A 24,683-nucleotide genomic window follows, 5' to 3' on the forward strand; every position below is an offset into this window, starting at 1 on the left:
CTTGGCACACTGCGGCGGGCCGGCGACCGGGACCGCTACAGAGTCGGACATGTGGCGCTGCGGCAGCTTCTCGCAGAACACCTCAGCGGTGACCCCGCGGCAGTGACGATCCGGCGTCTGCCGTGTTTCGCCTGCGGGGGTCCACACGGACGGCCCATGATTCCCGATGACCCCGTGCACTTCTCACTTTCCCACGCCGAAGACCAGGTCCTCATCGCTCTCGCCACAGTGCCCGTGGGCATAGACGTCGAGCAGATACCCGGGCCCACCGTGGTGACGGAGATCTCCGGAGCCCTGCACCCGGCGGAGCGGGACGCGCTGGCGGGCATGCCCGGTGCACAGCGCCCGATGTCGTTCACCCGATGCTGGACGCGCAAGGAAGCCTTACTGAAGGCAACCGGGACCGGGCTGAATACCGACCTGTCCACCGTCTACTCGGGCGCAGGGCGTACCCCTGCACAGCCTGACGGATGGTCGGTCGCGGATCTGCCGGCGGCAGCCGGCTACGCAGCGGCGTGTGCGGTGCGTCGGCAATGATGTGCGCCTCAAGGCGCCGTTGACGACATGCGCGGCGTCGCACGCCACGCGCGGGCCTCCTACCCGGCGGTCGGAACCTCGGCGTCGTGTTTCGGGCACAACGGCACCGAGTTTCCGGTGGTGGCCAACAGCGTTTCCGCCGAGGCCAGCATGTCCAGCAACTCCGGGTGGGCTAGGGAGTAGAACATCTGCCGGCCTTCCGGACGCGCCACCACCAAGTTGCAGTCACGCAGGCACGCCAGATGCGCCGACACCGTGGACTGGGCCATGCCCAGCACGGTGGTCAGGTCGACAACCCGAGCCTCACCAGCGGCGAGCCGCTGCACTATCGACAGGCGGGTCGGATCCGACAGGCCGTGGAACAGCGTTGCTGCGGGGGTCAACTCACCCCGCGTCCGGGCCGCGAACTCACCAACCGTCACCATACGTCGATAGTAGCCCTCGCTGTCTTTTCGTCGGACCAAGCGGTGGTCACGACGCTCCCAAGGACCTCACCCGCGGTGCGCACCCCCCCTGTGGACCTCCTTCAGCGGCTCACCCGCCCCTGTCCTCGCGGGGTCAGTCCGACCGGGCCGCGCTGCCGCCCGAGGACTCCCAGCCCGCCACCGCGAGCGCCCGGTAGGCGGCGTACGCGGCGGCCGGATCCTCCTCGCCCGCCCACGGCTGCGCGCCGACATAGCCGTCCACCACCTGCAGGGCGTCCATCGCCTCGGCGTACCGTTCCGCGCGCACCAGGAAGCACACCAGCAGGTGCAGCACGTGCGGACGTACCGGATGGTCGTCGTCCACCTGGTCGACGGCGAACTCAGCGGCCTCGATTGCCGTTTCGATCTCCGCGCTCTGGTAGAGCCCGCGCACCACGTTCACCTCGGGCAGGTGGTCGAGGACCGCGAACAGCGGCAGCGCGGCGAGCAGTGTGCCCTCCGGCGCGTGCGCGGCGGCCGTACGGGCGAAGGCGTCGGCCTCCTCCTTGGAGCCGCTCCACTTCGCCGACCAGTACGGCAGCGCCGTCAGGTGCGCGCCCATGTGGTGCGGGGCGCGGCGGCTCACCTCGGACCACAGGGCCTCGAAGTCGGCCTTGCGGTAGCCCAGCGCGCGGGCGATGTGCAGCTCGGTGAGATAGGGGGTGGGGTCGGCCGGGACCAGGCCGGCCGCGTCGCGGCAGACGCCGCGTGCCTCCTCCAGGATGATGCGCCGGTCCTCCGAGCTGGGGTCGGCGAGCGCCTGCCAGACCAGGAACTGGGCGTAGACCTGGGCGCCGCCGGGGTCGCCGGGGCGCTCGGCGCGCCAGGCGCGCAGCCAGCGCGCGTCCGGGAGCGGGGCGCCGGAGCCCGGCTCCGGGGCGGCGGCCTTGCGGAACGAGATGCCGGAGGTGAAGGGCCCCTGGTCGGCGGCGCCCGCCGTGTCCGCCGGGACGGCGGGGTCGGCAGGGACCGCGGGGTCGGCCCCGGGGTCGGCCGGGTGGGCGCCGAACCGGCGCTTGCGTCCGCCCCGCTGCTCCTGCTCCTCCTGCCGCTCGCGCTGCTGCCGCCGTGCCTCCGCCAGCTCCAGGGCCGCCGCACCGGCGATCGACTGGACGCGCTGCCAGCGCAGCTCCCACTCGTCCCCGGTCAGCGCGAGCAGCCGGGCGACGGGCTCCCAGTCGCCGGAGCTCTGGGTCTCCTCCAGCGCGTCGACGAGCTGCTGATCGGGCCCGGGCAGCCGTACGTCGAGCTGGTCCACCGGCACGAATCCGTGGGCGGCGGCCGGCGAGGCCGCACGGATCATGCCGCCCTCCCCCTCCCTCCGCAGCCTCCGGCGGCGCAGCGCCGGGGCCACCAGGACGCCGAAGACGGCGGTGAGTGCGATCAGCAGGAGCAGAGCTTCCATGGCTTCGGGTCTCTCCGGGACGGGGTCGGCAGGCTGTGGGCCCGGCGGTGGTCAGACTTCAGGGGCGGGGCGCTCGGCGGGCTCTCGGGTGCGTGAAACGGCTGAATCAGCTGAGACAGCTGAAACCGCTGAGACGGATCGCTCGCGCACACCCCTCTCCACCGTACGGCCGATTACGGTGGCGGCATGAATGACCAGAACTTCGAGACCCTCGCGATTCACGCCGGGCAGGCGGCCGACCCCGCCACTGGGGCGGTTGTACCTCCGATCTACCAGGTGTCCACCTACAAGCAGGACGGCGTCGGCGCCTTGCGCGGCGGCTACGAGTACAGCCGCTCGGCGAACCCGACGCGCAGCGCGCTGGAGGAGAACCTCGCCGCGCTGGAGGGCGGCAGCCGCGGGCTGGCCTTCGCCTCCGGGCTGGCGGCGGAGGACTGCCTGCTGCGCACCCTGCTGCGGCCGGGCGACCACGTGGTGATCCCCAATGACGCCTACGGCGGCACCTTCCGGCTCTTCTCCAAGGTCGTGGAGCAGTGGGGGGTGGAATGGTCGGTGGCGGACACCTCCGACCCGGCTTCGGTGCGCGCCGCGCTGCGCGAGCGCACGAGGGCGATCTGGGTGGAGACCCCGTCCAATCCGCTGCTGGGCATCAGCGACATCGCCGTCCTCGCGGACGTCGCCCACACGGCCGGGGTGCGGCTGGTCGTCGACAACACCTTCGCCAGCCCGTACCTCCAGCAGCCGCTCGCACTGGGCGCCGACGTGGTGGTGCACTCCACCACCAAGTACATGGGCGGCCACTCGGACGTCATCGGCGGCGCTCTGGTGACCGCGGACACGGAGCTGGGAGACCAGCTGGCCTTCCACCAGAACGCGATGGGCGCCATCGCCGGTCCCTTCGACGCCTGGCTGGTCCAGCGCGGCATCAAGACCCTCGCCGTACGGATGGACCGGCACAGCGCGAACGCGGCCCGGATCGCGGAGCTGCTCACCGGGCACCCGGCGGTCACCCAGGTCTACTACCCGGGGCTGCCCGAGCACCCCGGGCACGAGACGGCGGCCAAGCAGATGCGGTCCTTCGGCGGGATGGTCTCCTTCCAGGTGGCGGGCGGCGAGGAGGCGGCGGTCCGGGTGTGCAACCGGGCTCAGCTGTTCACGCTCGGCGAGTCGCTGGGCGGCGTCGAGTCACTGATCGAGCACCCGGGCCGGATGACGCACGCCTCGGCGGCGGGCTCGGCCCTGGAGGTGCCGGCCGATCTGATCCGGCTCTCGGTCGGCATCGAATCCGTCGACGACCTGCTCACCGACCTCACCACCGCGCTGAGCTGACCCCGGCACAAGGGCCTGTCCGGTTCCTCCCGCATCCCGCGGCAGGGACCGGACGGCGGAGGGCTCACCACCCTTCGAGCGGTGGCGTGGTCGCGGGTGGGGCGATCCAGGGCTCCACCGCGACGGCCCAGGCGGCGAAGGCGACGGCGGCGAGGAACGCGAGCGTCCAGAGCACCGTACGCAGCGCGTGGCGGCGGCGCCGAAGGCGGCCGCCACGGAACGCCGCCCGGGTGCCGAGGTCCGGCGGGATGGGCACGGTGGCGGTGTCCAGCATCTTGCGGACTTCTTCCTGCTTGCGGTCCGGGAAGCTCATCGCACGCCCTCCGCACTCCGCGCGCCCGACGCGCCGCTGCCCGCCGTCTCACGCCTGCCCGGCACGCCGCCCGCACCGCCGCCGCCCGCACCGCCGCCCGACGCCACCGTGCCCGCCCGCTCGCCGCGGGGCGGCTGGGACCGCATCGTGGCGGCCGCGCGGACGCAGAGCGCCCGCACCCGCTCCACCGGCAGTCCCAGCGCCGCGGCCGTCTGCTCCTCGGCGACCCCTTCATAGAGCCGCAGCACCAGCACCAGCCGCTCCTGCGGCGGAAGGCGGTCCAGCAGGCCGCCGCGCGGGCGGCGGTAACGCCACCCGCTGTGGGCGAAGCAGGCGGCCAGATCCTGCCGGGTGCGGTCGTACGGATCCTCGCCGCGCAGCCGCTCCCAGGCCGCATACGTACGGGAGAGCGAGGCGACGAGCAGCCGCTCGGCGGCTGGTGCGGCGCCGAAGGGCTCGCCTGTCAGCAGCGTGGCGGCGTGCAGCAGCCGCCCGCCCGCGCCCGCGACGAACGCGTCGAACTCGCGGGCATGGCGCCGTTCCTGTGCTGCCTGCCGCTCTCCCACCGCACGCCTCCCTGCTCCATGGGACGGCAGGCGCGCTGATCAAATCAAGAGGCGGGTGTGATCCCGCCTGCGTTCTGCACGCCGTACAGCGCCACGTTGAAGCGCGTGAGCAGGGCGCAGAAGACGGTGCGCTCCTCCTCCGACCATCCGTCGGTGAGCATTTCCATCAGCTCGCGCCGCGAGGAGCGGACCTGTTCCAGCCGGGAGGCGCCGCGCGGAGAGAGCTGGAGGACGACCGCACGGCCGTCCTCGGGGTGTGAGGTGCGTTTGACCAGCCCCGAGTCCACCAGAGGTGCGACCTGCCGGGTGACGGTGGAGGAGTCGATCCCCATTCCGGCGGCGAGCGCCTTGACGCCCATCGGGCCTTCCAGGTCGAGTCTGTTGAGCAGCAGATACGCGGCGCGGTCCATGGAGTTCCGGGCCTGGCCGACGCCGCCGAGGCGGGTCTGCTCCGCACGCCGCGCGAAGACGGCTACCTGATGCTGCATCGCCTCCAGGACGGCGGGGCCGGTGACGTCCGCGGCGGGCACGGGAGGCTGGTTGGAGTGGAGATCGGAGTTGAGTTCTGTCGTCATGTCCGGGTGCGTGGGCATGGCCGGGATGCTCGCTTCTTTGGGAAGGTCCAACTACGTACGACCGAAGTGTGGTGGACAGGTTACGCGCCCCAGGCACGGCCGCGTACCGTCCTGCGGGAACCAGCCGTTCCCGGCACCGCCGCCGTGCCGCTTCGCGCAGCCGCTCCGTGCGCCGCCCGGCGCTCAGAGCCTCTCACGCGGCGGGCTGCGAGACTGGCGGCATGGCTGACCGTACTGCCGAGGACCGCACCCCCAACCTCCCCGTCTCTGTCGACGACATCCGCAGCGCCCAGAAGACGCTGTCCGGCGTTGCCCGGATGACCGCCCTGGAGGGGAGCCGCCACCTGACCGGTCTCATCGGCTCCCCCGTCCACTTCAAGTGCGAGAACCTGCAACGCACCGGTTCGTTCAAGCTGCGGGGCGCGTATGTGCGCATCGCGGGCCTCTCCCCCGAGGAACGCGCCCGGGGCGTGGTCGCGGCGAGCGCCGGGAACCACGCGCAGGGCGTCGCCCTGGCCGCCTCGCTGCTCGGCGTGCGCGCCACCGTGTTCATGCCGGTCGGAGCCCCGCTGCCGAAGGTCGCCGCGACCCGGCACTACGGCGCCGAGGTGCGGCTGCACGGCCAGGTCGTCGACGAGACGCTGGCCGCCGCGCAGACGTACGCGGACGAGACCGGAGCCGTCTTCATCCATCCCTTCGACCATGCGGATGTGGTGGCGGGGCAGGGCACGGTGGGGCTGGAGATCCTGGAGCAGTGTCCGGAGGTGCGGACGATCGTCGTCGGGATCGGCGGCGGAGGCCTGGCGGCCGGTATCGCCGTGGCGGTCAAGCAACTGCGGCCGGACGTACGGGTCGTCGGCGTCCAGGCCTCCGGTGCCGCCGCCTATCCGCCCTCACTGGCGGCGGGGCGGCCGGTCGCCCTGGATTCGGTGTCGACGATGGCCGACGGCATCAAGGTGGGCCGTCCCGGTGAGATCCCGTTCCGTATCGTCGGCGCACTGGTGGACGAGGTGCGGACGGTCTCCGAGGACGCGCTCTCCAGCGCGTTGCTGCTCTGCCTGGAACGGGCCAAAATGGTCGTGGAGCCTGCGGGTGCCAGCCCGGTGGCGGCGCTGCTGGCAGACCCCGGCGCCTTCGAGGGGCCGGTGGTGGCGGTGCTGTCGGGCGGGAACGTCGACCCGCTCGTACTCCAGCAGACCCTGCGGCACGGCATGTCGGCGGCGGGCCGCTATCTGTCCCTGCGGCTGCGGCTGACCGACCGGCCCGGCGCGCTGGCGGCCCTGCTGGGCGAGCTGTCCGCGGCCGACGCCAACGTCCTGGACGTGAGCCATGTACGGACCGACCCCCGGCTCGGACTGGACGAGGCAGAAGTGGAGCTGCACTTGGAGACGAAGGGGCCGGAGCACTGCGTCGAGGTCGCGGCGGGCCTGCGCTCGGCGGGCTACACGGTGACGGGCTGACCAAGCGGAACGGAAGCGCGGCGCGCGGCGCATCCCCCACGCGCCAGCCCCGCTCTGCATGACGCGATACATCGCATCATGCAGAGCGGGGCTGTCCGGCAACCCCGACGACATGCACAAGGGCGCCCTGATCGGTCTGGCCGTGCGCACGCCCGACGCAGCCACCTCCGGGGGCGTTCAACCGCCGGCGAGGGACGGCTGGTCGCTCATCACCTGCAGGCTTTCGTCCTGGACACCCGCTGCCACATCACGGGTCGGGCGGTAGGGAGCCAGCGCCGGGTTCTGCCGACCGCTGGTGATCTCTTCGGCGGCGAGCCGGCCGAGGACGGGGGCGAGGTTCACCCCGCTGTGTGTCACGACGGTGTACAGACCGGCGGTCTCGGGGCTCGTACCCACGAGAGGGAGCCCGTCGACCGGTACTGGGCGGACACCGAGGCGGGCCCCCGCCAGCCGCGCCGTACGGAGCGCCGGCAGGATCTCCTGTCCCCGGCGGTGCAGCTCGCCCTCAAGACCGAGGTCCCCGCCGGGTTCGGCGCCGGACGGCAGCATGGCGTCGACCGGCCAGGAAATCGAGCAGATGCGGGAGCCGGGCGCGGGGCGCAGGTCCACCCCGGGGGTGGCGAGGATCGCGTGCAGACCGGGTTCGGGTACCGGGGTGCTCTCCCCGACCAGTCCGGGGATCTCGGTCAGCGGCAGGGACGTGCCCGCGAGCCGGGCGATCCGGTCGGCGTCGGCCCCGGCACAGTTCACCACCCAGTCGGCCTCCCAGCGGCGGGCGCCCGTCTCGACGCCGACGACACGGTCGCCGCTGCGGATCAGGCCGGTCGCCTTGAGGCCGTAGCGGATGTCGGCGCCCAAGAGGGCGGCGTGATCGAGAAGGCGACGGACGAACTGCGGCGCGTCGTACCACGCCGAGCGGTCGTGTACGACCAACTCCTCGGCGGCACAGGCACCCGGGTCCGCGGTCGGTGCAAGCTCGGCCAGGTCGGTGGGATCGGCGAAGCGGCAGGGGTGCCCCCAGGACTGGAGCCGGACCGCCCGCTCCCGGATCGCCCGCTGCTCCAGCTCGGTGTGGCCCCACTGGACCAAGGGCATCGGGTGCCGCCAGGTGGGCCCTCCCAGCTCCTCGCCGAGCGCGATGTGCTCGTTGGCGCTGCGCCGGTTCAACTCGTAATAGGAGTGCGGGGTCTTCAGATGGGTGACGTCGATGGAGAAGGTCGCGCTGGACGTACCGGCAGCCGGGCCGCCGGCCTCGATCACGGTGACCCCGGCCCCCGCGACGGCCAGATGGTAGGCGACGGAGGCGCCCAGCACGCCGGCACCGAGAACAATTACACGGGACATGTTGACTGGCTCCTAGGGGTACGCAGGGCGACGGCGCGGTCGGGCGCGGGTCACAGGACTTTGCTGAGGAACGCCTGGGTGCGCTCGTGCCGAGGTGCGGCCAGTACGGCGCGGGGGTCCCCCGACTCGACGACGACTCCGCCGTCCATGAAGACGAACGAGTCGCCGACCTCTCGGGCGAAGCCCATCTCGTGGGTGACGACGATCATCGTCATACCGGCCTCGGCGAGCCCGCGCATGACGTCGAGCACCTCGCCTACGAGTTCCGGGTCGAGGGCCGAGGTGGGTTCGTCGAAGAGCATGAGCTCGGGCTGCATGGCCAGGGCGCGCGCGATCGCGACTCGCTGCTGCTGTCCCCCGGACAGCTGGGAGGGGTAGCTGTCCGCCTTGTCCGCCAGCCCCACCCGGTCGAGCAACTGCCGGGCCTGTTCGCGGACTTCCCCCTTGGGCCGCTTCTTGACCTGAACCGGGGCCTCCATGACGTTCTGCAAGGCCGTCATGTGCGGAAAGAGGTTGAAACGCTGGAAGACCATGCCGATGCCGCGGCGCTGCCGGGCGATCTCCTTGTCCCTCATCTCGTGGATCCTGCCGCCGCGTTCCGCGTAGCCGATCAGCTGGTCCCCTACGTACAGCCGGCCCGCGTTGATGGTCTCCAAGTGGTTGATGCACCGCAGAAAGGTCGACTTGCCCGAGCCCGAGGGGCCGACCAGGCACATCACTTCGCCCGGCGCGACCGTGAGGTCGATGCCTTTGAGCACCTCGACGTGTCCGTAGCTCTTGTGCACGCCCTCGGCCCTGACGACCGACTCGGCTGTCTTCATGACGGTCGCTCCTGCTCTACGGCTTTCTCAGCTTTCGCGGGGATGGCTTTCCGTAGCCGCTGCAGCATGGTGGGCGGCAGGTTGCGGCTGGTACCGCGCTCGAACCTGCGCTCGAGGTAGTACTGGCCCACGTTCAGCACCGAGGTCGCCACGAGGTACCAGACGCAGGCGACGGTGAGCAGGGGGACCTGCTGGAAATTGCGGGAGTAGATGCCCTGGATGGAGGTGAGCAGCTCGGGAACGGCGATTGCGAAGACCAGCGAGGTGGTCTTGAGCATCGAGATCACCTGGTTGCCCGTCGGCGGGATGATCATGCGCAGGGCCTGCGGGAGCACGATCCGCCGCAGTGTCTGACGCCGGGTCATCCCCAGTGCCTGTGCCGCTTCGGGCTGTCCCTCGTCCACGGAGGTGATGCCGGCTCGGACGATCTCGGCCATGTACGCGGCCTCGTGCAGTCCGAGGCCGAGAACCGCGGCGGTCAGCTGGGTGATCAGCGCGTTGGTCTCGAACTCGACGAACGTGGGCCCCCAGGGTATCCCCAGCCCGATCGTCGGGATCACGGCCGAGAGGAAGTACCAGAACAGCAGTTGGACCAGGAGCGGGGTCCCGCGGAACACCCAGATGTACAGCGCGCCGAGGCGAGACAGCAGCGGGTTGGGCGACATCCGCATGATGGCCAGTACGATCCCGCCCACAATGCCGACGCTCATGGCGAGCGCTGTGAGCAGCAGTGTGGTGCGCAACCCTTCCAGGACCGCCGGGGCGAAGAGATACTCCCCGACCGTCTCCCACTGCATACGCGGGTTGGCCGCCCAGCCCTGGATCAGGAAGACCAGCAGGAAGACGAGGACCGCGGAGGCGCACCAGCGGCCGGGGCGGCGCAGCGGCACGGCCTGGATCTGCTCGGGGGCCGGGCCCGTCCTCCCCGGCTTGTGGACTCCCGGTCCGCGGGTGGCCAGTGAGGACTCCCCGGTCATCCCTTGCCGCCGTTCACCGCGGCCCGGTCGAGCGCGCCGGACTCGATCTTCCACTTCTTGAGGATCTTCCCGTACGCTCCGTTGTCGATCAGCTGCTGCACGGCCTGCTGTACGGCCTTGACCAGGGGCTTGTCCTTGTCCTCCTTGCTGACCAGGATCCCGTACGGAAGGAAGCGGTAGGGCTTGCCGACCTGCTTCATCTGCCCATTCGACTTCTCGCTCTGGTAGGCGACGGTGGGCGTGCCGCCGACGAAGGCGTCGGCCCGGCCGGTGGACAGGGCCTGGAAGCACCCCACCGAATTGGGGAACACCAGCACCTTCACAGCGGGTTTGCCCGCATCAGCGCACTTCTTGTCCTGCTGCTCGACGTCGTCCACCTGAGCGGTGCCCTTCTCGACGGCCACCGACCTGCCGCACAGGTCGCCCAACGAGTCCACCTTCTTGGCATACTTCTGATCGACGAGGATCGAGCTGCTCGTCCTGAAGTAGTCGACGAAGGTGACGTGCTCCTGGCGCTCGGGCTTGTCCAGCATCGCCTGGATGGCCAGGTCGTAACGGCGCGACTGCACGCCTCCGATGATGCTGTCGAAGCTGGCCTTGGAGAACTTCACCTTGACGCCCAGCACCTGGCCGATGGCCTTCATCAGCTCGGGCTCCATGCCGACCAGCTTCTTGTTGTCGGAGCCGAGGAACACCAGGGGCGGATAGTCGCTTCCCGCGGCCACCTTCAGACTGCCGGACTTTTTGATCTTCTCCGGCAGCAGGTCATGCAGTTTCTGGTCCTTCTGCTGCGCCGGGGCGGCCGCCTCGGCGGTGTCCTCGGTGGTCTCCGCACCGCTGCCGCAGGCCGCCACGAGGGGAAAGAGCGCTGCCAGGGCGAGTCCGGTGACCGCGCTGCGTGTCGCTCTGCGGGCGCGTGGCACCGGGTTGCGTATGTCCATGGTAGGGATCCGTTCCGGGTCGGTCCGTCGTGTCCTGGTCGCTCAATCTGCGGCAGCGGTGAGGTCTGCACAAGATGAGAAAGAGTGAGCGTTGCCACACATTCTGTTCAGATGAGCTGAACAGGAGGATCGCGCCGCACCATGTGTTTCCTGCGGTACAGCGCGTAGTGTCGTCGTCCGCAAGGCTCCGGCCGAGGCGGACCAGAACGCCCTCTGGTGGCCATGAAGCACGGGGTGTTAAGTTCTGTTGATGCTCACTCCGACCCAGTTGCGAGCGATACGCGACGTCGTGGCGACCGGCTCGCTCAGAACCGCCGCCAAACGGCTGGGTTACACCCCGTCCGCCGTCTCGCAGCAGATCTCCTCCGTGGAGCGTGCGCTCGGCGTGCAACTCTTCGAGCGAGCCCCGCGCAGCGTGCGGCCCACCGCGGCCGGTGTCCAACTGGCCCGTCGGGCAGCGCGGTTGCTGGCGGAGCTGGAGGCCGCGGAGGACGAGATGCGCGCATTCGCCGCCGCGGAACGCGGCCGACTGCATCTGGGCAGCTTCTGGTCCGCGGGCTTCCGGCTGGTGCCGGCGGTGCTGGCCGAGTTCCTGCGTGACCGTCCGCAGTTGGACGTCCGGTATGAAGAGGGGGATCCGCACGTCACCGTGCCGGCGGTCACCGAAGGCCGCCTCGACTTGACTGTGGTGTTCGAGTACGGGGTGGTACCGCACAGTTGGCCGGATGATCTGGACATGGCGCTGATCCTGGAGGAGCCGCTGTACGTCCTGATCCCCACCGGACACCGGCTGTCCCGGAGAAAGCACATCCAGATCGGCGATCTGTCCGACGAGCGGTGGATCTCCTACCGAGAGGACACCGACGCGGCCCGCTCGCTCATCCACATCTGTGCCGAAGGCGGGTTCCGCCCCGAAGTGCTGTTCCGCACGAACGACTACAACCTGCCGTTCGAACTCGTCCGCAAGGGCCTGGGGGTCGCGATCCTCCCCCAGCTGGCGATGATCGAGTCGCATGACGTGCACGTCATCCGGCTCGCGAATCCGGCCCATGTCCGACGGGTCTTCGCCGTCCGCCGGGCAGCCGACACCAATCCCTTCCTGGATCACGCGATTGCCATGCTGCGGACCGCCGCGGATTCCATTGATCAACAGTCGCGGTCCGAACTGCCGACGGCTATCTGAGACACCATTGCCCGGCGGCCCTCGCCCCTGACCCCATGCGCGGAGATCGCGGAGATCACGCCCCGGTGCGGAGGGATTGCTCAGCGGACACCCGATGGGCGGGTGGGCGCCCGAAAGGGGCCGGGCGCGTCTCGCGCCCGGCCCCTCCGAAGTACTGCCGTCGACTGCCGTGAGCCCGCGCCCCAAGGCGCGAGGGCTCAGCTCCGGTAGGGCTTGGTCTCCAGGACCCTCACCGATGCCATCTTGCCGTTCGGCAGCTCGTACTGGGCGTCGGCGCCGACCTTCTTGCCGTTCAGCGCGCTGCCCAGTGGCGACTGCGGCGAATATGTCTCGATGTCCGCGCTGGCGTACTCACGGGATGCGAGGAGGAAGGTCAGCGTGTCGTCCTCGTCGCCGTCGAAGGCGATCTTGACGACCATCCCCGGCTCCACGATGCCGTCGTCCGCCGGGGCTTCGCCCACCTTGGCGGTTTCGAGCAGCTGCGTCAGCTGGCGGACGCGCAGCTCCTGCTTGCCCTGCTCCTCCTTGGCCGCGTGGTACCCGCCGTTCTCCCGGAGGTCGCCCTCCTCCCGAGCCGCCTCGATCTTCTTGGCGATCTCGGTGCGTGCAGGACCCGACAGGTACTCCAGCTCGGCCTTGAGCTGGTCGTACGCCTCCTGAGTAAGCCAGGTGACGTTGTCGCTGGTCTGGGTCACAGGTCGCTCCTCGTCGGTGCTGGGATATAAAGCAACGCCCTACCCATCAGGCTGCGCCAGGATGGGCGGGCGGAAACTACGAGCCTAACAATTACGGCGGAAAAGGGAAGAAGGAACAACAGGCAGTTGCCCGCTGATCGCTTTCCGTCACTCGCGTCACTCGGTGCGGCGCAGGCGCGCCACCTGCGGGGGCGCCCTCTCCCGGGCGGGAGCCGGTGCTCAGCTCTCCGCGCCCTCGCAGCTCACCAGTTCGGCGGTGACCGCGCGCGCCGTGGTCCGTACGGTGACCACCGTGTCCACCCGGCTCTCGGCGCCGTCGATGCGGACGGCCTTGCGGCCGACCTCCCTGCCGTTCTCCTCCATGGCGCGCAAGGTGCAGACACCGTCCGCGTCCTGGTCCTTCCGGACCTCCACATGCGCCTCGACGGCCTCGTCCGAGACCACCTTGAACTTGATCAGCTCACCGCTGACGTCCGTCCCGCTGATGTAGGAGACGCCGAACCAGCCGATGATCCCGAGGAGCCCGGTGCCCAGAACCGCACCCACGATCTTCAGCCGACGGTCCGCGACCGCGTCGGCGGAGCGGCCGTAGCGGCCCGCTGGGGGCTCCTGCTGCACGAAAACCTGCCCTTTTGCTGTGGACGGAGGAGAAGAGGGGCGGGAAGGGGAATAGACGGCATGCTGCTTCGGTCACTATAGAAGCCGTCTGAAGTGACGAGATGACGAGGACCGGGTTTTGACAGTCATGACTGAACAGCTGCGACTGATGGCCGTGCACGCGCACCCCGACGACGAGTCGAGCAAGGGCGCCGCGACCATGGCGAAGTACGTGTCCGAGGGGGTGGATGTGCTGGTCGCGACCTGCACGGGTGGCGAGCGAGGCTCCATCCTCAACCCCAGACTCCAGGGCGACGCCTATATCGAGGAGCACATCCACGAAGTCCGCAAGAAGGAGATGGACGAGGCCCGCGAGATCCTGGGCGTCAAGCAGGCGTGGCTCGGCTTCGTCGACTCCGGCCTGCCGGAGGGCGACCCGCTGCCCCCGCTGCCGGAGGGCTGCTTCGCGCTCCAGGACGTCGAGGCGGCCGCCGAGCCGCTGGTGAAGCTGATCCGCGAGTTCAAGCCGCAGGTCATCACGACCTACGACGAGAACGGCGGCTATCCGCACCCCGACCACATCATGACGTACAAGATCTCGGTGGTCGCCTTCGAGGCCGCAGGCGACCCGGAGCGCTACCCGGACGCCGGGCCCGCCTGGCAGCCGCAGAAGCTCTACTACAACCAGGGCTTCAACCGGCCGCGCACGCTCGCGCTGCACGAGGGACTGCTGGAGCGGGGCATGGACTCCCCGTACGGCGAGTGGCTGGAGCGCTGGGCATCCTTCCAGAAGCACGAGCGCACGCTCACCACGTACGTACCCTGCGGTGAGTTCTTCGAGATCCGGGACAAGGCGCTGGTCGCCCACGCCACCCAGATCGACCCGGACGGGGGCTGGTTCCGGGTCCCGCTCGAGGTCCAGCGGGAGATCTGGCCGACCGAGGAGTACGAGCTGGCGAAGTCCCTCGTGGACACTTCCCTCCCCGAGGACGACCTCTTCGCGGGCATCCGCGAGAATTAACCCATGAGCCCGACACAGAACATGATCCACCTCCTTCCGCTCGCGGCGAAGGAAGTGGATGACAACAAGGTGACGCCGGGGGTCCTGGGGTTCCTCGTCTTCGCTGTCATGGGTCTCGCGGTGTGGATGCTGCTGAAGTCCATGAACACGCAGATGAAGAAGATCGACTTCGAGGAGGAGGGGGGCCCGCCTACCGGGCGCGCCTCCAGGGGCGCCCGCATCCCGGCGCCCACCGGCCCGGTCGAGGGCCCGCCCCCGGCCGGGCGGGACGGCTGACGGTCTTCGTCGGTCGATGCCTCGACCGCCCTCCGGGGCGGGAGGCTCCCCTTCCGTCGACGGATTCGTCCGTTCGGCCGGGAGGGGAATTCGGGGGTGGGGCGGCGCGTTCTGGGGTGTAACGCTCCAGGACCGCATGCGACCCCGCCCCTGACACCGCTCTGCCCTGAGCGTGCCCGCCCCTGAGCGTGTCCTGCCCCTGACCCTGCGCCTGAACCAGGAGCCCCGATGCTGTTCGGCCGCCAAGAGACCCGCCTCCCCACCCCCGACGAGGCCCTCAAGGGCCGCCCCGAGCGCGCGTACCCGGTGCCCGCCGAGCACACGGTGCTGGGCACCCCGCTGCTCGGCCCCTATCCGGAGGGCATGGAGACCGCCGACTTCGGCCTCGGCTGCTTCTGGGGAGCCGAGCGCAAGTTCTGGGAGACCGAAGGCGTCTGGACGACGCTGGCCGGATACCAGGGCGGCCACACCGAGCACCCCACCTACGAGGAGGTCTGCTCCGGCCACACGGGCCACACCGAGGCGGTGCGTGTCGTGTTCGACCCGTCGAAGGTGTCGTACGAGGCGCTGCTGAAGCTGTTCTGGGAGTCCCACAACCCCACCCAGGGCTTCCGCCAGGGAAACGACGTCGGCACGCAGTACCGCTCGGCGATCTACACCCACACCCCGGCCCAGGCCGAGGCCGCCGCGGCCTCCCGCGTCGCCTACCAGAAGGCGCTCTCCGCCGCGGGCCACGGCGACATCACCACCGAGCTGCTTCCGGCCACGGACCGACCCTTCTACCCGGCCGAGGCCTACCACCAGCAGTACCTCGACAAGCAGCCCGGCGGCTACTGCGGCATCGGCGGCACGGGCGTCTCCTGCCCCACGGGCATCGCCCCGGCGGACGGCTGAGGTCACAGACAGGGACATAACGGCGCTGGGCGGGGCTTCGCGCGCAAGTTAATCAAGCTCTCATGAACGGCCGTTGTGACTCGCGGGGACGGAATTTAGGGTTGCCGTCCATGAGGATCGCACGGAAGTTGAACAAAAAACTCGGGTCCGCGACGGGGTTCGAGGTCCGCCGGGCCGGCAGTGGACGGGTTCCGGCTCCGGCGCTCCCGAAGAAGCGGCCCGCCGAGAGTGGAGCGGCCCCCGGCAAGGGGAAGCCGCCCCAGGTCGACTTCCGCCCACCCACCGATCTCTCGGTCGACCGGCTGCTGAGGCGTCCGGTCTTCATCATGTCTCCGGTCCGCTCCGGGTCGACGCTGCTGCGGCTGCTCCTCAACGCGCACTCGGAGCTGCACTCCCCCCATGAGCTCCACTTCCGCCGCCTGGAGGTCCGCAGCGGCACCAAGCTCGCCGAGCGCTCCATGGAGCAGCTCGACCTCCACCGCGGAGACCTCGAACACCTGCTGTGGGACAGGGTGATGCACCGCGAGCTGGTCAAGTCCGGCAAGTCGTTCCTCGTGGAGAAGACGCCCAGCAACGCCTTCGCGTACCAGCGTCTCGCCGCCGCCTGGCCCGATGCCCGCTTCCTCTTCCTGCTGCGGCACCCCGCCTCCATCGCCAAGTCCTGGCACGAGGGCGACCCGGAGAAGCGCACCCCGCAGGAGGCGGAGCTCGACGCGCTCCGGTACATGCGGGCGACGGAACGGGCCCGCGAGGGCCTCACCGGGCACACCGTCCGGTACGAGGAGCTGACCGAGGACCCGGAAGCCGAACTGCGGAAGATCTGCGAGTTCCTCGGCCTCGACTTCGAGCCGCACATGCTGGACTACGGCGCCAAGAGCAGCGGTGACCTGCAGAAGGGCCTCGGTGACTGGAAGGAGAAGATCCGCAGCGGTCGCGTCCAGCCCGGCCGGGAGCTGCCACGGGCCCACGAGATCCCCGAGCCGCTGCGTGCGATCAGCGCCGCCTGGGGCTACACACGTGACGAGGGCACGGCCGAGGTCACGGCCGGCGGCGGCCCGAAGGCCCATGCGGAGATCTCCCAGGTCTGGCCGCGCGACGGCCGGATTCGGCTGGTCGGCGACCTGCACGGCGTGCCCGCCGAGCCGGGCGCGAAGCGGTGGCGGCTGCTGCTGAGCCCGCGCGGAAGGGAGGACGAGCCGCTCAGCTATGACGTGGCGCTGGACGGGTCGAGCTTCGACGTGTCGGTCCCGGTTATTGACCTGGTGCCCCAGTGGCTCCCCGTCCCCGCGCAGTGGGACATCCACCTCGCGGCTGCCACGGCGGACGGCGACGGCGGTGAGGCGCGGCTGCGCGCCGGCCGGCATCTGGACGGCGTCAAGGGCAAGAAGAACACGATGGTCTTCCCCTCCCAGGACGCCTCCGGCGAGGACGGCGCGCTCCAGGTACGGCCGTACTACACGGTCAAGGACAACCTCTCGATCGAGTGCACCGCCGGGCGCGGCGGGACGCGGTCCGCCTCATGAGAATCCGCTATCTGCTGCTGCACGCCTACGGCCGCGGCGGCACCATCCGTACGGTCTTCAACCAGGCCAACCACATGGCGGCGGCCGGCCATGACGTCGAGATCGTCAGTGTGGAGAGGCGACGGGAGGAACCGCAGTTCGGCCTCGACGACCGGGTGCGGATCACCACCCTCATCGACCTGCGCCAGGGGGCCGCCCCCGAGACCGGGCGCGGCCCCCTGGCCCGCTACCGCGCCTCGCGGCGTGCCGTGGACGTCGAGGAAGGGCCGCGCCACATACCGCCGGGTGAGTTCCTCAACGACCGGTTCAACCGGCACGTGGAGAAGACGGTCATCGGCTATCTGCGCACGGTGCGCGGCGGAGTGCTCGTCTCGACCCGGCCGGGGCTCAACATCCTCGTCTCGCTCCACGCACCTCGGGGTGTGGTCCTCGTCGCGCAGGACCACATGAACCTGGGGGTGTACACGAAGGACGTCCAGCGGGCCATCCGCAGCCACTACCGCCGTTTCCACGCGGTGGCGGTGCTCACCCACGCCGACCGCGAGGACTACGAGGCGCTTCTGCCCGGTACCCGGATCGTCCGCATACCCAACGCCGTCCACTCGATGGAGCAGCAGCCTGCGGACTACGGGAGCCGCGTCGCCGTGGCGGCGGGCAGGCTGTTCCCGCAGAAGGCGTTCGACAAACTGGTCCTCGCCTTCGCCCAGGTGGTGGAGCGGCACCCGGACTGGCAACTGCGCATCTTCGGCACCGGCGAACTCAAGGACGAACTGCGGGCGCTGATCGAGGAGCACCATCTCTACAACCACGTCTTCCTGATGGGCCACACCTCCGAGTTGGACGACGAACTGGCCAGGGGCTCCCTGTACGTGCTCAGTTCGCGCTTCGAGGGGCTGCCGATGGTCATGATCGAGGCGATGACGCACGGGCTACCCGTGGTGAGCTTCGACTGCCCCACCGGTCCGGCGGAGGTCATCACCGACGGCAAGGAGGGGCTGCTCGTCCCCCCGCGCCAGGTGGAGGGCCTCGCCGACGCGATGGCACAGCTCATGGACGACGAGGGCCTGCGGGCCGACATGGGGGCGGCGGCTCTGGCGACCTCGCACTCGTACGCGCCCGAGGTGGTCCACCCGCAGTGGGAGGCGCTCTTCGAGGAGCTGCTCACGGGCGACGCCGGCTGAAGGAGCAGGGGCGGGGCACCCGGCCCGTCGGAAACGGCGGTTTGCGATCATGGGCCGTCAGCCAGCGACGCGAGAAAGCCGACCGTGATGCCTCCTCTTCCCTCTGCTTCCCCTCTGCCCGGTGTCCCCGCCGATCCGACCGTGCTGCGTCCGATGCCCGAACAGCCCCGGGTGGTGCTGCTCAAGCCGCTGGTCACGTCGCCGCTGATCGAGGTGGGCGAGTTCTCCTACTACGACGATCCGGACGACCCGACCGCGTTCGAGACCCGCAACGTGCTGTATCACTACGGTCCCGAGCGGCTGGTCATCGGGAAGTTCTGCGCGCTGGGCCAGGGCGTGCGGTTCCTCATGAACGGCGCCAACCACCGTGCCGACGGCCCCTCGACGTTCCCCTTCCCGATCATGGGCGGCTCGTGGTCCGAGCACTTCGACCTGTTCGCGGACCTGCCCAACCGGGGTGACACCGTGGTCGGCAACGACGTGTGGTTCGGGTACCAGTCCGTGGTGATGCCCGGTGTCCGCATCGGACACGGGGCGATCATCGCCTCCCGCTCCGTGGTCATCGACGACGTCCCCGACTACGGCATCGTCGGCGGCAATCCGGCCCGCCTCATCCGTCATCGCCACAGCGCCGAGGACGTCACCCGCCTCCTGGCCCTCGCCTGGTGGGACTGGCCCCTAGAGCACCTCACCGAGCATGTCCGCACGATCATGTCCGGCACCGTCGACGCCCTGGAGGCCGCGGCCCCCACCCCACGCGGGGCCTGACGACCTGCTCCACTGGCCATCGCGCACCAGGTCGTGAGGGCTGTCCCCTAAGAGCCCCTGACAGAATGGGCGGTCGGCTTGCGACGCCTGGCACGCGCGCTCGCCGCGTTGTCGGAGTCGTCCATGTACGCCCAGTACGAGGACGATCCTCCGCCTTGCGAGCGCACGCACCAGACGCCGCAAGCTGATCGACCGCCCATTGTGTTAGGGGCTCTAAGCCCTTGGGGCGTACGGGCAAAGGGCCGGGGCGAATGGGAGGGCAGCGCTCCGGACAACCCTTTGCCGGGACCGGGTGTCCCACAGGTGTCATATCTCCTTCGGAGGGAATTCACCTGATGTTTCGTCGCACACGGCACCGCCGCGTCGTGGTCCTGGCTCCACTGCTCACCACGCTCGTCGGCGGCAGCCTGCTCGCCTCCTCTGCCGAGGCGGACGAACCGGACGGCTCGGGCGCGGGAGAACAGCCCGTGATCACCGTTTCGGTCAGCCATGACGACCTGGGCCTGCCCGTACCGAGTTCGTCACCCGGCCCCACGCATCTGAGCTGGGGAATGCAGAAGACCGGTGAGGCCACCGCACGGGACGTCGTCATCACGATGGACCTCACCGGCATCGCCGATTTCGCGACGACGGAACGCGACTGCCCGGGAGACGTGTGCACCTTCAGCCCCGGTGACGTCTCCGACCCGGACAACGCGGGAGGCATTCTCCCGCTGGAGGTCAAGCCCGGTGCCGAGCTGGGAACCTCCGGTGAACTGGCCATATCGGGCAGCTCCTCGAACGGGACGGTGCTGGACCGCACCGTGCGGGTCACCGCAGGCAGGGCCGACCTCGTGGTCAACGAGCCGGAGGACGAGAAGGGCGTCCGGCCCGGAACCACCCTCCACGACCCGGTCACCGTCGGCAACATCGGCAGTCTGGCGGCCGACGGGGTGAGTCTGCGGCTGCGCTCGACCGCCGGGCTGGAGTACGCGCAGCGCTACTCCAACTGCGTCTACGGCACGGGCGACGACGACGTGAGCTACCACCTCGTCAACGAAGCCGTCTGCCGCTTCGACACGAAGGTGGAGCCGGGTAAGCAGTACCGGCTGTCGGAACCGGTCGGCCTCGATGTCACAAACCGGGCGCTCAACGAGCTGTTCGACTACCGGGCCACACCGGCCAACGGCAGTGCGGCTCGGGCCGGCGGCAGCGAGGGCACGGGGCCGGAGCTGACCCTCGTCCCCGACGGTGCGGCCCCCGCGCAGGGTGAAGACCAGGCGATGCAGGTGATCGACGTGGACAACACCGCCGATCTGAAGGCCGGCGGCGACCGGGCAACGGGCAAGCCGGGTCAGCTGGTGAACCTCACCGCGTCACTGCGCAGCAGGGGCCCCGCCACCGTCGACGTCAACCAGGACGACAACCAGCTCGGTGTCATGGTCGACATCCCGAAGGGCACCAAGGCGGTGGGCATCCCGGAGGACTGCAGCCCCTGGTCGGAGGACGGTCCCGGCCAGCCTGCTCCGGGCAAGCCCGTTTACATCTGCTATGTGCACTCCCCGTTCGCGAAGGGGGACGTCGAGCACCTGACCTTCGGGCTGAAGATCAAGGCGGGCGCCACCGGTGTCTCCAAGGGTGAGGTGCGGGCCACCACCGTCTACGACCTGGGCCTGCCGTTCGACCACAACCCGTCGAACAACACCGCCCGGTTGAAGGTCAAGGTGAAGGGCGCGGGCTCAGCCGCACGCTGATGCGGGGCCGAGCCGGGGTTGAGGGGAACATCCCGGCCCGGCCCGCACTGCCGTACGCGCCGCCCGCCGCCGCTCATCGCAGCCGCTACGAGTCGGCCTTCGCGGCGGTCACCACCTCCAACGGCAGGTGGCAGGCCGCCGCGTGGTGCCCGCCGCCCGGCGCGGGCTCCACCTCGGGCACCACCTCGCCGCAGACCGCCTCGGCCTTCCAGCAGCGGGGATGGAAGCGGCAGCCGGCGGGCGGGTCGACCGGCGACGGCACCTCGCCGGAGAGCACGATCCGCTGCCGCCGGTCCTGCTCCCGGGTGACCTCCAGACTGGGCGCGGCGGAGAGCAGCGAGGCGGTGTACGGGTGGCGCGGTGCGGTGAAGACCTCCTCCGCCGTTCCGGACTCCACGACTCGTCCGAGGTACATCACCGCGACCCGGTCGGCCACATGCCGTACGACCGACAGGTCGTGGGAGATGAACAGGTAGGCGACGCCCAGCTCGGCCTGCAGTTCGGTGAGCAGGTTGAGTACCTGTGCCTGCACCGAGAGGTCCAGCGCGGAGACCGGTTCGTCGCACACGATCAGGTCCGGGTTGAGCGCCAGTGCCCTGGCGATGCCGATGCGCTGGCGCTGGCCGCCGGAGAACTCCTGCGGGTAGCGGCCCGCGTCGCCCGCCCGCAGGCCGACCATCTCCAGCAGCTCCGCCACCCGCTTCGCGCGTTCCCGCCGGGGCACCACGTCGCGGTGCGAGAGCCATGGCTCGCTGATCAGCTCCTCGGCGGTGAGCCGGGGGTTGAGCGAGGCGAAGGGGTCCTGGAAGACCATCTGCACCCGGCGCCGCCAGGCGGGCAGCTCCTTGCCGCGCAGGGCGAACGGGTCCACCCCGTCGAAGCGCACGGTGCCCGAGTCCGGGCGTTCCAGCATCAGCAGCACCCGGGCCAGGGTGGATTTACCGCAGCCGGACTCGCCGACCAGGCCGAGCGTCTCGCCGCGCCGTACGGTGATGTCGACTCCGCCCAGGGCGTGCAGCCGGGTGCTGCCGGAGGCGCTGCGCGGTACCCGGAAGGTCTTCTTCAGATCGCGCGCCTCCAGCAGCGGCGTCGGCTCCTCCGCCGTGTCCTCAGGCATCGGCCAGCTCCTTCCAGTAGTGGCAGGCCGAGGCTCGCCCCGGCCCGGTGGTGGTGAGCGGCGGCGGGTCGGTGGCGCAGCGTTCCCGCGCCATCGGACAGCGGGTGCGGAAGGCGCATCCCGACGGTATGGCGGCGGGCCGGGGCGGGGTGCCCTCGATGGACCGCAGCCGGGTACCCCGGGCGTGGCCGGCGGGCACCGAGTCCAGCAGGCCGCGGGTGTACGGGTGCCGTGGCGCGCCGAACACCTCGGCGATGGGGCCGGATTCGACGATGGAGCCCGCGTACATCACCGCGACCTGGTCGGCCTGTTCGGCGACGACGGCGAGGTCGTGGGTGATGAGCACCAGAGCCATCCGGGTCTCCCGGCGCAACTCGGCGAGCAGTTCCATGATCTGGGCCTGCACGGTGACGTCCAGCGCCGTCGTCGGCTCGTCGGCGATCAGTACGGACGGCTCGAGCGCGACAGCCATGGCGATCAGCAGCCGCTGCCGCAGACCGCCGGAGAACTGGTGCGGATAGGACTTCGCCCGGGCGCGGGGCTCCGGTATCCCCACCCGCTCCATCAGTTCGACGGCCTTCTCGCGGGCGGCACGGCGGGAGAGACGCTGGTGGATGCGGAAGGGTTCGGCCAGCTGCGACCCCACCGTGTACACCGGGTTGAGTGCGGTCATGGCGTCCTGGAAGACGACGGCCAGGCCGGGTCCGGCGAGCCGCCGGCGCTCTCGTGAACCGAGGCGCAGCACGTCCTGTCCGTCCAGCAGCACCTCTCCTCCGACGACTTCGGCGACGGGGTCCAGCAGCCCGGTGACGGCCTGGGCCGTCATGCTCTTGCCGCAGCCGGACTCGCCGAGGAGGGCGAGCGTCTGCCCGGAGCTGGCGGAGAAGCTGACCTCCCGCACCACCGGTACGGGACCGTCCGCGGCCCTTACCTCGACGGAGAGTCCCCTCACCTCCATCGCCACGGTGGCGGCGGTGCCGCCGCCGGGCTTGTTCAGGACGGCGTTCATCAGAATCTCCTTGCTGAGGCCGGGGGAGGAAAGGCTTCTCGCCGTGCCGGTCTGCCCGGGGTGCGCGGAGGGAGGGAGGTCATGCCTGCTCCTTTCCGCCACGGCGCCCGAGCCGCCCGCGCTTGGGCGCGGTGAGCCGCCAGCGCTGGGCCGGGTCGCCCGCGATCCTGGCCCACGCGGCGAGCAGCGTCGCGGAGACGGTGGTGAGGATGATCGCCAGGCCGGGGAAGACCGCTATCCACCAGGCGGTCTGCAGTTCCTGTCGGCCCTGGGCGACCATCAGGCCCCAGGACATGTCCGGCGGCTGGATGCCGATTCCGAGGAAGCTGAGCGAGGACTCGGTCAGCATCACGAAACAGAAGTCCACCGCGGCCACCGTGAGCAGGGTGGGCAGCACGATCGGTGCGACATGGCGCCGGATCGTCGCCCAGTCGCGGGTGCCGAACGTCCGTGCCGCGTCGACGAAGAGCCTGCTGCGCAGCTCCGCCGACTCGGCCCGCGCCGTCCGCAGGTAGATGGGAATCCGGGCGACGGCCAGCACCGCGACGATGTTGGCGACACTGGGGTCGAACACGTAGAGCACCACCACGGCCAGCAGCAGCGAGGGGAAGCTGAGGATCACGTCGGCGATCCGCATCGACACGCTCTCGCGCCAGCCCCGGTGGAAGCCCGCCCACATGCCCCACACCGAACCGATCACCAGGGACAGCAGCACCGCCGGTACGGCCACCGACATCGTCGTGCCCGCCGCGACCGCCAGCCGCGCGAGGACGCTGCGGCCCAGCGAGTCGCTGCCGAGGACGAACTCCCAGCCGTCGTCGATGCTGAACGGCCGCAGGTTCACCGCCCGCAGGTTCTGGTCCCGTGCGAGGTCGCCGAGCAGGGGCGGCGCCAGCAGGGCGCAGAGGCCGACCAGCAGCAGCACCAGGGCCGCCGCGGAGGCCATCCGGTCCTTGCGGAGGAGGGCGAGCATGCTGGTCCGGCCGGTCTTCCCGGCCGCTTCCGGCTTGGTTTGTTCGGTGGTCATGCCATCGCCCCCTGCCGGACCCGCGCGTCCAGCAGCGCGTATCCGATGTCGATGAGGATGTTCAGCGCGAAGATCGTCAGTGCGGTCAGCAGCACGGCCGCCTGGAGCACCGCGAAGTCGCGCTGGAGGATGGAGTCGATCATCAGCTTGCCGATGCCCGGCCAGCCGAAGATGGTCTCCACCACGACGGCGCCGTTGATGAGGCCGACCGTGAGGTCACCCGCGACGGTGAGTGCCGGTGCCCCGGCGTTGCGCAGCGCGTGCTTGAAGATCACCCGCTGCTCGCTCGCCCCGGTGCTGCGCGCCACTTTGATGTACGGAGCGGAGAGCGCGGAGACCATCGCGCCGCGCACCACCTGCACCAGCACGCCGAACGGCCTGATCAGCAGGGTCGCGACGGGAAGCACCCAGGCTGCGGCACCGGCGGTCCCGGAGGTCGGCAGCCAGTCCAGCTGCACCGCGAAGATCAGCACGCCCATGATCGCGAACCAGAAGTCCGGGGTGCTCGCGGCGGTCGAGGACAGGAAGCTGGCGATCCGGTCTGCCGGGGAGTTCGGCCGGTAGGCGGCGAGGCTGCCCACCACCACCGCGCCGATGACGGCCAGCAGCATGGTGAACCCGGCAAGTTGCAGCGTGGCGGGGAAGGCCCGCAGCACCGCCTCGGAGGCGGGCTGGGCGGTGCGCAGCGATTCGCCGAAGTCGAAGCGGGCGAGTTCGGCCAGGTAGTCGCCGAACTGTGCGGTCAGCGACTGGTCGAAGCCGTGCTGGGCGGAGAACGACTCCCGCATCTCCGGTGTCGCGCTGAGCGGGAGGTAGAGATTCGCCGGGTCTCCGGTGAGGCGTGCGAGGAAGAACACGCCGAGGATCACGACGAGCAGGGGTATGGCGCTGGAGACGATGCGCCGTCTCAGGAAGGTCAGCATCACC

Annotated in this window: 26 protein-coding genes; 11 read left to right on the forward strand and 15 right to left on the reverse strand. The window is 70.3% G+C overall.

The genetic code is table 11. The annotated features are described in order from the left end of the window. Positions 1 to 156 precede the first annotated feature (156 nt). Positions 157 to 537 (forward strand): 4'-phosphopantetheinyl transferase family protein, encoded by a 381-nt coding sequence (locus LHJ74_RS32665; RefSeq protein ID WP_260221940.1) that lies wholly within the window; start codon positions 157 to 159, stop codon positions 535 to 537. A gap of 59 nt (positions 538 to 596) precedes the next feature. Here LHJ74_RS32665 and LHJ74_RS32670 read toward each other — a convergent pair whose 3' ends face one another. Then, complete coding sequence (locus LHJ74_RS32670) at positions 597 to 962, reverse strand: ArsR/SmtB family transcription factor (RefSeq protein WP_260221941.1); 366 nt, start codon at positions 960 to 962, stop codon at positions 597 to 599. A gap of 133 nt (positions 963 to 1,095) precedes the next feature. Then, the gene (locus LHJ74_RS32675; protein ID WP_260221942.1) at positions 1,096 to 2,406 is read right to left on the reverse strand and encodes a hypothetical protein; all 1,311 of its coding nucleotides are present in this window, start codon (positions 2,404 to 2,406) and stop codon (positions 1,096 to 1,098) included. 186 nt (positions 2,407 to 2,592) lie between these two features. Here LHJ74_RS32675 and LHJ74_RS32680 point away from each other — a divergent pair, with 186 nt between their 5' ends. Further along, positions 2,593 to 3,735, forward strand: coding sequence for a cystathionine gamma-synthase (locus LHJ74_RS32680; RefSeq protein ID WP_260221944.1), 1,143 nt, complete (start codon positions 2,593 to 2,595; stop codon positions 3,733 to 3,735). 64 nt (positions 3,736 to 3,799) lie between these two features. On the opposite strand, the gene LHJ74_RS32685 is transcribed toward LHJ74_RS32680, so the two are convergent. The 3 genes from LHJ74_RS32685 to LHJ74_RS32695 are packed head-to-tail and all read right to left on the reverse strand — an operon-like array spanning position 3,800 to position 5,207. Next, the gene (locus LHJ74_RS32685) at positions 3,800 to 4,048 is read right to left on the reverse strand and encodes a hypothetical protein (RefSeq protein WP_260221945.1); all 249 of its coding nucleotides are present in this window, start codon (positions 4,046 to 4,048) and stop codon (positions 3,800 to 3,802) included. After that, positions 4,045 to 4,614: a sigma factor-like helix-turn-helix DNA-binding protein gene (locus tag LHJ74_RS32690; RefSeq protein ID WP_260221946.1), complete on the reverse strand. Its 570-nt coding sequence runs from the start codon at positions 4,612 to 4,614 to the stop codon at positions 4,045 to 4,047. Before LHJ74_RS32690 ends, LHJ74_RS32685 begins: the two co-directional genes overlap by 4 nt. Before the next feature lie 44 nt (positions 4,615 to 4,658). Continuing rightward, entirely contained in the window at positions 4,659 to 5,207 is a 549-nt protein-coding gene (locus LHJ74_RS32695) for a MarR family winged helix-turn-helix transcriptional regulator (protein ID WP_260221947.1), read from the reverse strand. A 203-nt stretch (positions 5,208 to 5,410) separates the two neighbouring features. On the opposite strand from LHJ74_RS32695, the gene ilvA reads away from it, so the two are divergent. After that, a complete protein-coding gene (gene ilvA / locus LHJ74_RS32700; protein WP_260221948.1) occupies positions 5,411 to 6,649 on the forward strand; it encodes a threonine ammonia-lyase in 1,239 nt (412 codons plus the stop codon). Positions 6,650 to 6,826: 177 nt separating this feature from the next. On the opposite strand, the gene LHJ74_RS32705 is transcribed toward ilvA, so the two are convergent. The 4 genes from LHJ74_RS32705 to LHJ74_RS32720 are packed head-to-tail and all read right to left on the reverse strand — an operon-like array spanning position 6,827 to position 10,732. Beyond that, positions 6,827 to 7,993, reverse strand: a complete 1,167-nt coding sequence (locus LHJ74_RS32705) for an NAD(P)/FAD-dependent oxidoreductase (RefSeq protein WP_260221949.1) — start codon at positions 7,991 to 7,993, stop codon at positions 6,827 to 6,829. A gap of 50 nt (positions 7,994 to 8,043) precedes the next feature. Continuing rightward, entirely contained in the window at positions 8,044 to 8,814 is a 771-nt protein-coding gene (locus LHJ74_RS32710; protein ID WP_260221950.1) for an amino acid ABC transporter ATP-binding protein, read from the reverse strand. After that, positions 8,811 to 9,791: an amino acid ABC transporter permease gene (locus LHJ74_RS32715; protein ID WP_260221951.1), complete on the reverse strand. Its 981-nt coding sequence runs from the start codon at positions 9,789 to 9,791 to the stop codon at positions 8,811 to 8,813. The genes LHJ74_RS32710 and LHJ74_RS32715 overlap by 4 nt, the downstream gene beginning before the upstream one ends. Further along, positions 9,788 to 10,732, reverse strand: coding sequence for an ABC transporter substrate-binding protein (locus LHJ74_RS32720; protein ID WP_260221953.1), 945 nt, complete (start codon positions 10,730 to 10,732; stop codon positions 9,788 to 9,790). Before LHJ74_RS32720 ends, LHJ74_RS32715 begins: the two co-directional genes overlap by 4 nt. 250 nt (positions 10,733 to 10,982) lie before the next feature. Between LHJ74_RS32720 and LHJ74_RS32725 the strand changes: the two genes are divergently transcribed. Continuing rightward, complete coding sequence (locus tag LHJ74_RS32725; RefSeq protein ID WP_260221954.1) at positions 10,983 to 11,915, forward strand: LysR family transcriptional regulator; 933 nt, start codon at positions 10,983 to 10,985, stop codon at positions 11,913 to 11,915. Between the two features lie 197 nt (positions 11,916 to 12,112). Here the strand turns inward: LHJ74_RS32725 and greA are convergent, their stop codons facing one another. Together greA and LHJ74_RS32735 are read right to left on the reverse strand one after the other, a co-directional pair. Continuing rightward, positions 12,113 to 12,610, reverse strand: a complete 498-nt coding sequence (gene greA, locus LHJ74_RS32730) for a transcription elongation factor GreA (protein WP_260221955.1) — start codon at positions 12,608 to 12,610, stop codon at positions 12,113 to 12,115. Positions 12,611 to 12,829: 219 nt separating this feature from the next. Next, the gene (locus LHJ74_RS32735) at positions 12,830 to 13,228 is read right to left on the reverse strand and encodes a DUF4307 domain-containing protein (protein WP_260221956.1); all 399 of its coding nucleotides are present in this window, start codon (positions 13,226 to 13,228) and stop codon (positions 12,830 to 12,832) included. 127 nt (positions 13,229 to 13,355) lie between these two features. On the opposite strand from LHJ74_RS32735, the gene mca reads away from it, so the two are divergent. The 7 genes from mca (at position 13,356) to LHJ74_RS32770 (ending at position 20,603) form a co-directional block, all read left to right on the forward strand. Then, positions 13,356 to 14,228: a mycothiol conjugate amidase Mca gene (gene mca / locus LHJ74_RS32740; protein ID WP_260221957.1), complete on the forward strand. Its 873-nt coding sequence runs from the start codon at positions 13,356 to 13,358 to the stop codon at positions 14,226 to 14,228. A gap of 3 nt (positions 14,229 to 14,231) precedes the next feature. Further along, positions 14,232 to 14,504, forward strand: coding sequence for a hypothetical protein (locus tag LHJ74_RS32745; protein WP_260221958.1), 273 nt, complete (start codon positions 14,232 to 14,234; stop codon positions 14,502 to 14,504). 228 nt (positions 14,505 to 14,732) lie between these two features. Then, entirely contained in the window at positions 14,733 to 15,398 is a 666-nt protein-coding gene (msrA, locus tag LHJ74_RS32750; protein ID WP_260221959.1) for a peptide-methionine (S)-S-oxide reductase MsrA, read from the forward strand. A gap of 110 nt (positions 15,399 to 15,508) precedes the next feature. Then, positions 15,509 to 16,921 (forward strand): sulfotransferase family protein, encoded by a 1,413-nt coding sequence (locus LHJ74_RS32755; protein WP_260221960.1) that lies wholly within the window; start codon positions 15,509 to 15,511, stop codon positions 16,919 to 16,921. Beyond that, positions 16,918 to 18,102, forward strand: a complete 1,185-nt coding sequence (locus LHJ74_RS32760) for a glycosyltransferase family 4 protein (RefSeq protein ID WP_260221961.1) — start codon at positions 16,918 to 16,920, stop codon at positions 18,100 to 18,102. The genes LHJ74_RS32755 and LHJ74_RS32760 overlap by 4 nt, the downstream gene beginning before the upstream one ends. A gap of 87 nt (positions 18,103 to 18,189) precedes the next feature. Further along, positions 18,190 to 18,870 (forward strand): CatB-related O-acetyltransferase, encoded by a 681-nt coding sequence (locus LHJ74_RS32765; protein ID WP_375546889.1) that lies wholly within the window; start codon positions 18,190 to 18,192, stop codon positions 18,868 to 18,870. 335 nt (positions 18,871 to 19,205) lie between these two features. Further along, positions 19,206 to 20,603, forward strand: a complete 1,398-nt coding sequence (locus LHJ74_RS32770) for a COG1361 family protein (RefSeq protein WP_260221962.1) — start codon at positions 19,206 to 19,208, stop codon at positions 20,601 to 20,603. Positions 20,604 to 20,688: 85 nt separating this feature from the next. On the opposite strand, the gene LHJ74_RS32775 is transcribed toward LHJ74_RS32770, so the two are convergent. From LHJ74_RS32775 to LHJ74_RS32790, 4 genes are all read right to left on the reverse strand, one after another. After that, positions 20,689 to 21,720, reverse strand: coding sequence for an ABC transporter ATP-binding protein (locus LHJ74_RS32775; protein WP_260221964.1), 1,032 nt, complete (start codon positions 21,718 to 21,720; stop codon positions 20,689 to 20,691). Beyond that, positions 21,713 to 22,729 (reverse strand): ABC transporter ATP-binding protein, encoded by a 1,017-nt coding sequence (locus LHJ74_RS32780; protein ID WP_260221965.1) that lies wholly within the window; start codon positions 22,727 to 22,729, stop codon positions 21,713 to 21,715. The genes LHJ74_RS32775 and LHJ74_RS32780 overlap by 8 nt, the downstream gene beginning before the upstream one ends. Positions 22,730 to 22,808: 79 nt before the next feature. Next, a complete protein-coding gene (locus LHJ74_RS32785; RefSeq protein WP_260221967.1) occupies positions 22,809 to 23,756 on the reverse strand; it encodes an ABC transporter permease in 948 nt (315 codons plus the stop codon). Next, entirely contained in the window at positions 23,753 to 24,679 is a 927-nt protein-coding gene (locus LHJ74_RS32790; protein WP_260221968.1) for an ABC transporter permease, read from the reverse strand. The genes LHJ74_RS32785 and LHJ74_RS32790 overlap by 4 nt, the downstream gene beginning before the upstream one ends. Positions 24,680 to 24,683: the final 4 nt, after the last annotated feature.

The sequence above is a fragment of the Streptomyces gossypii genome, assembly GCF_025165795.1.
Lineage (GTDB): Bacteria > Actinomycetota > Actinomycetes > Streptomycetales > Streptomycetaceae > Streptomyces > Streptomyces gossypii.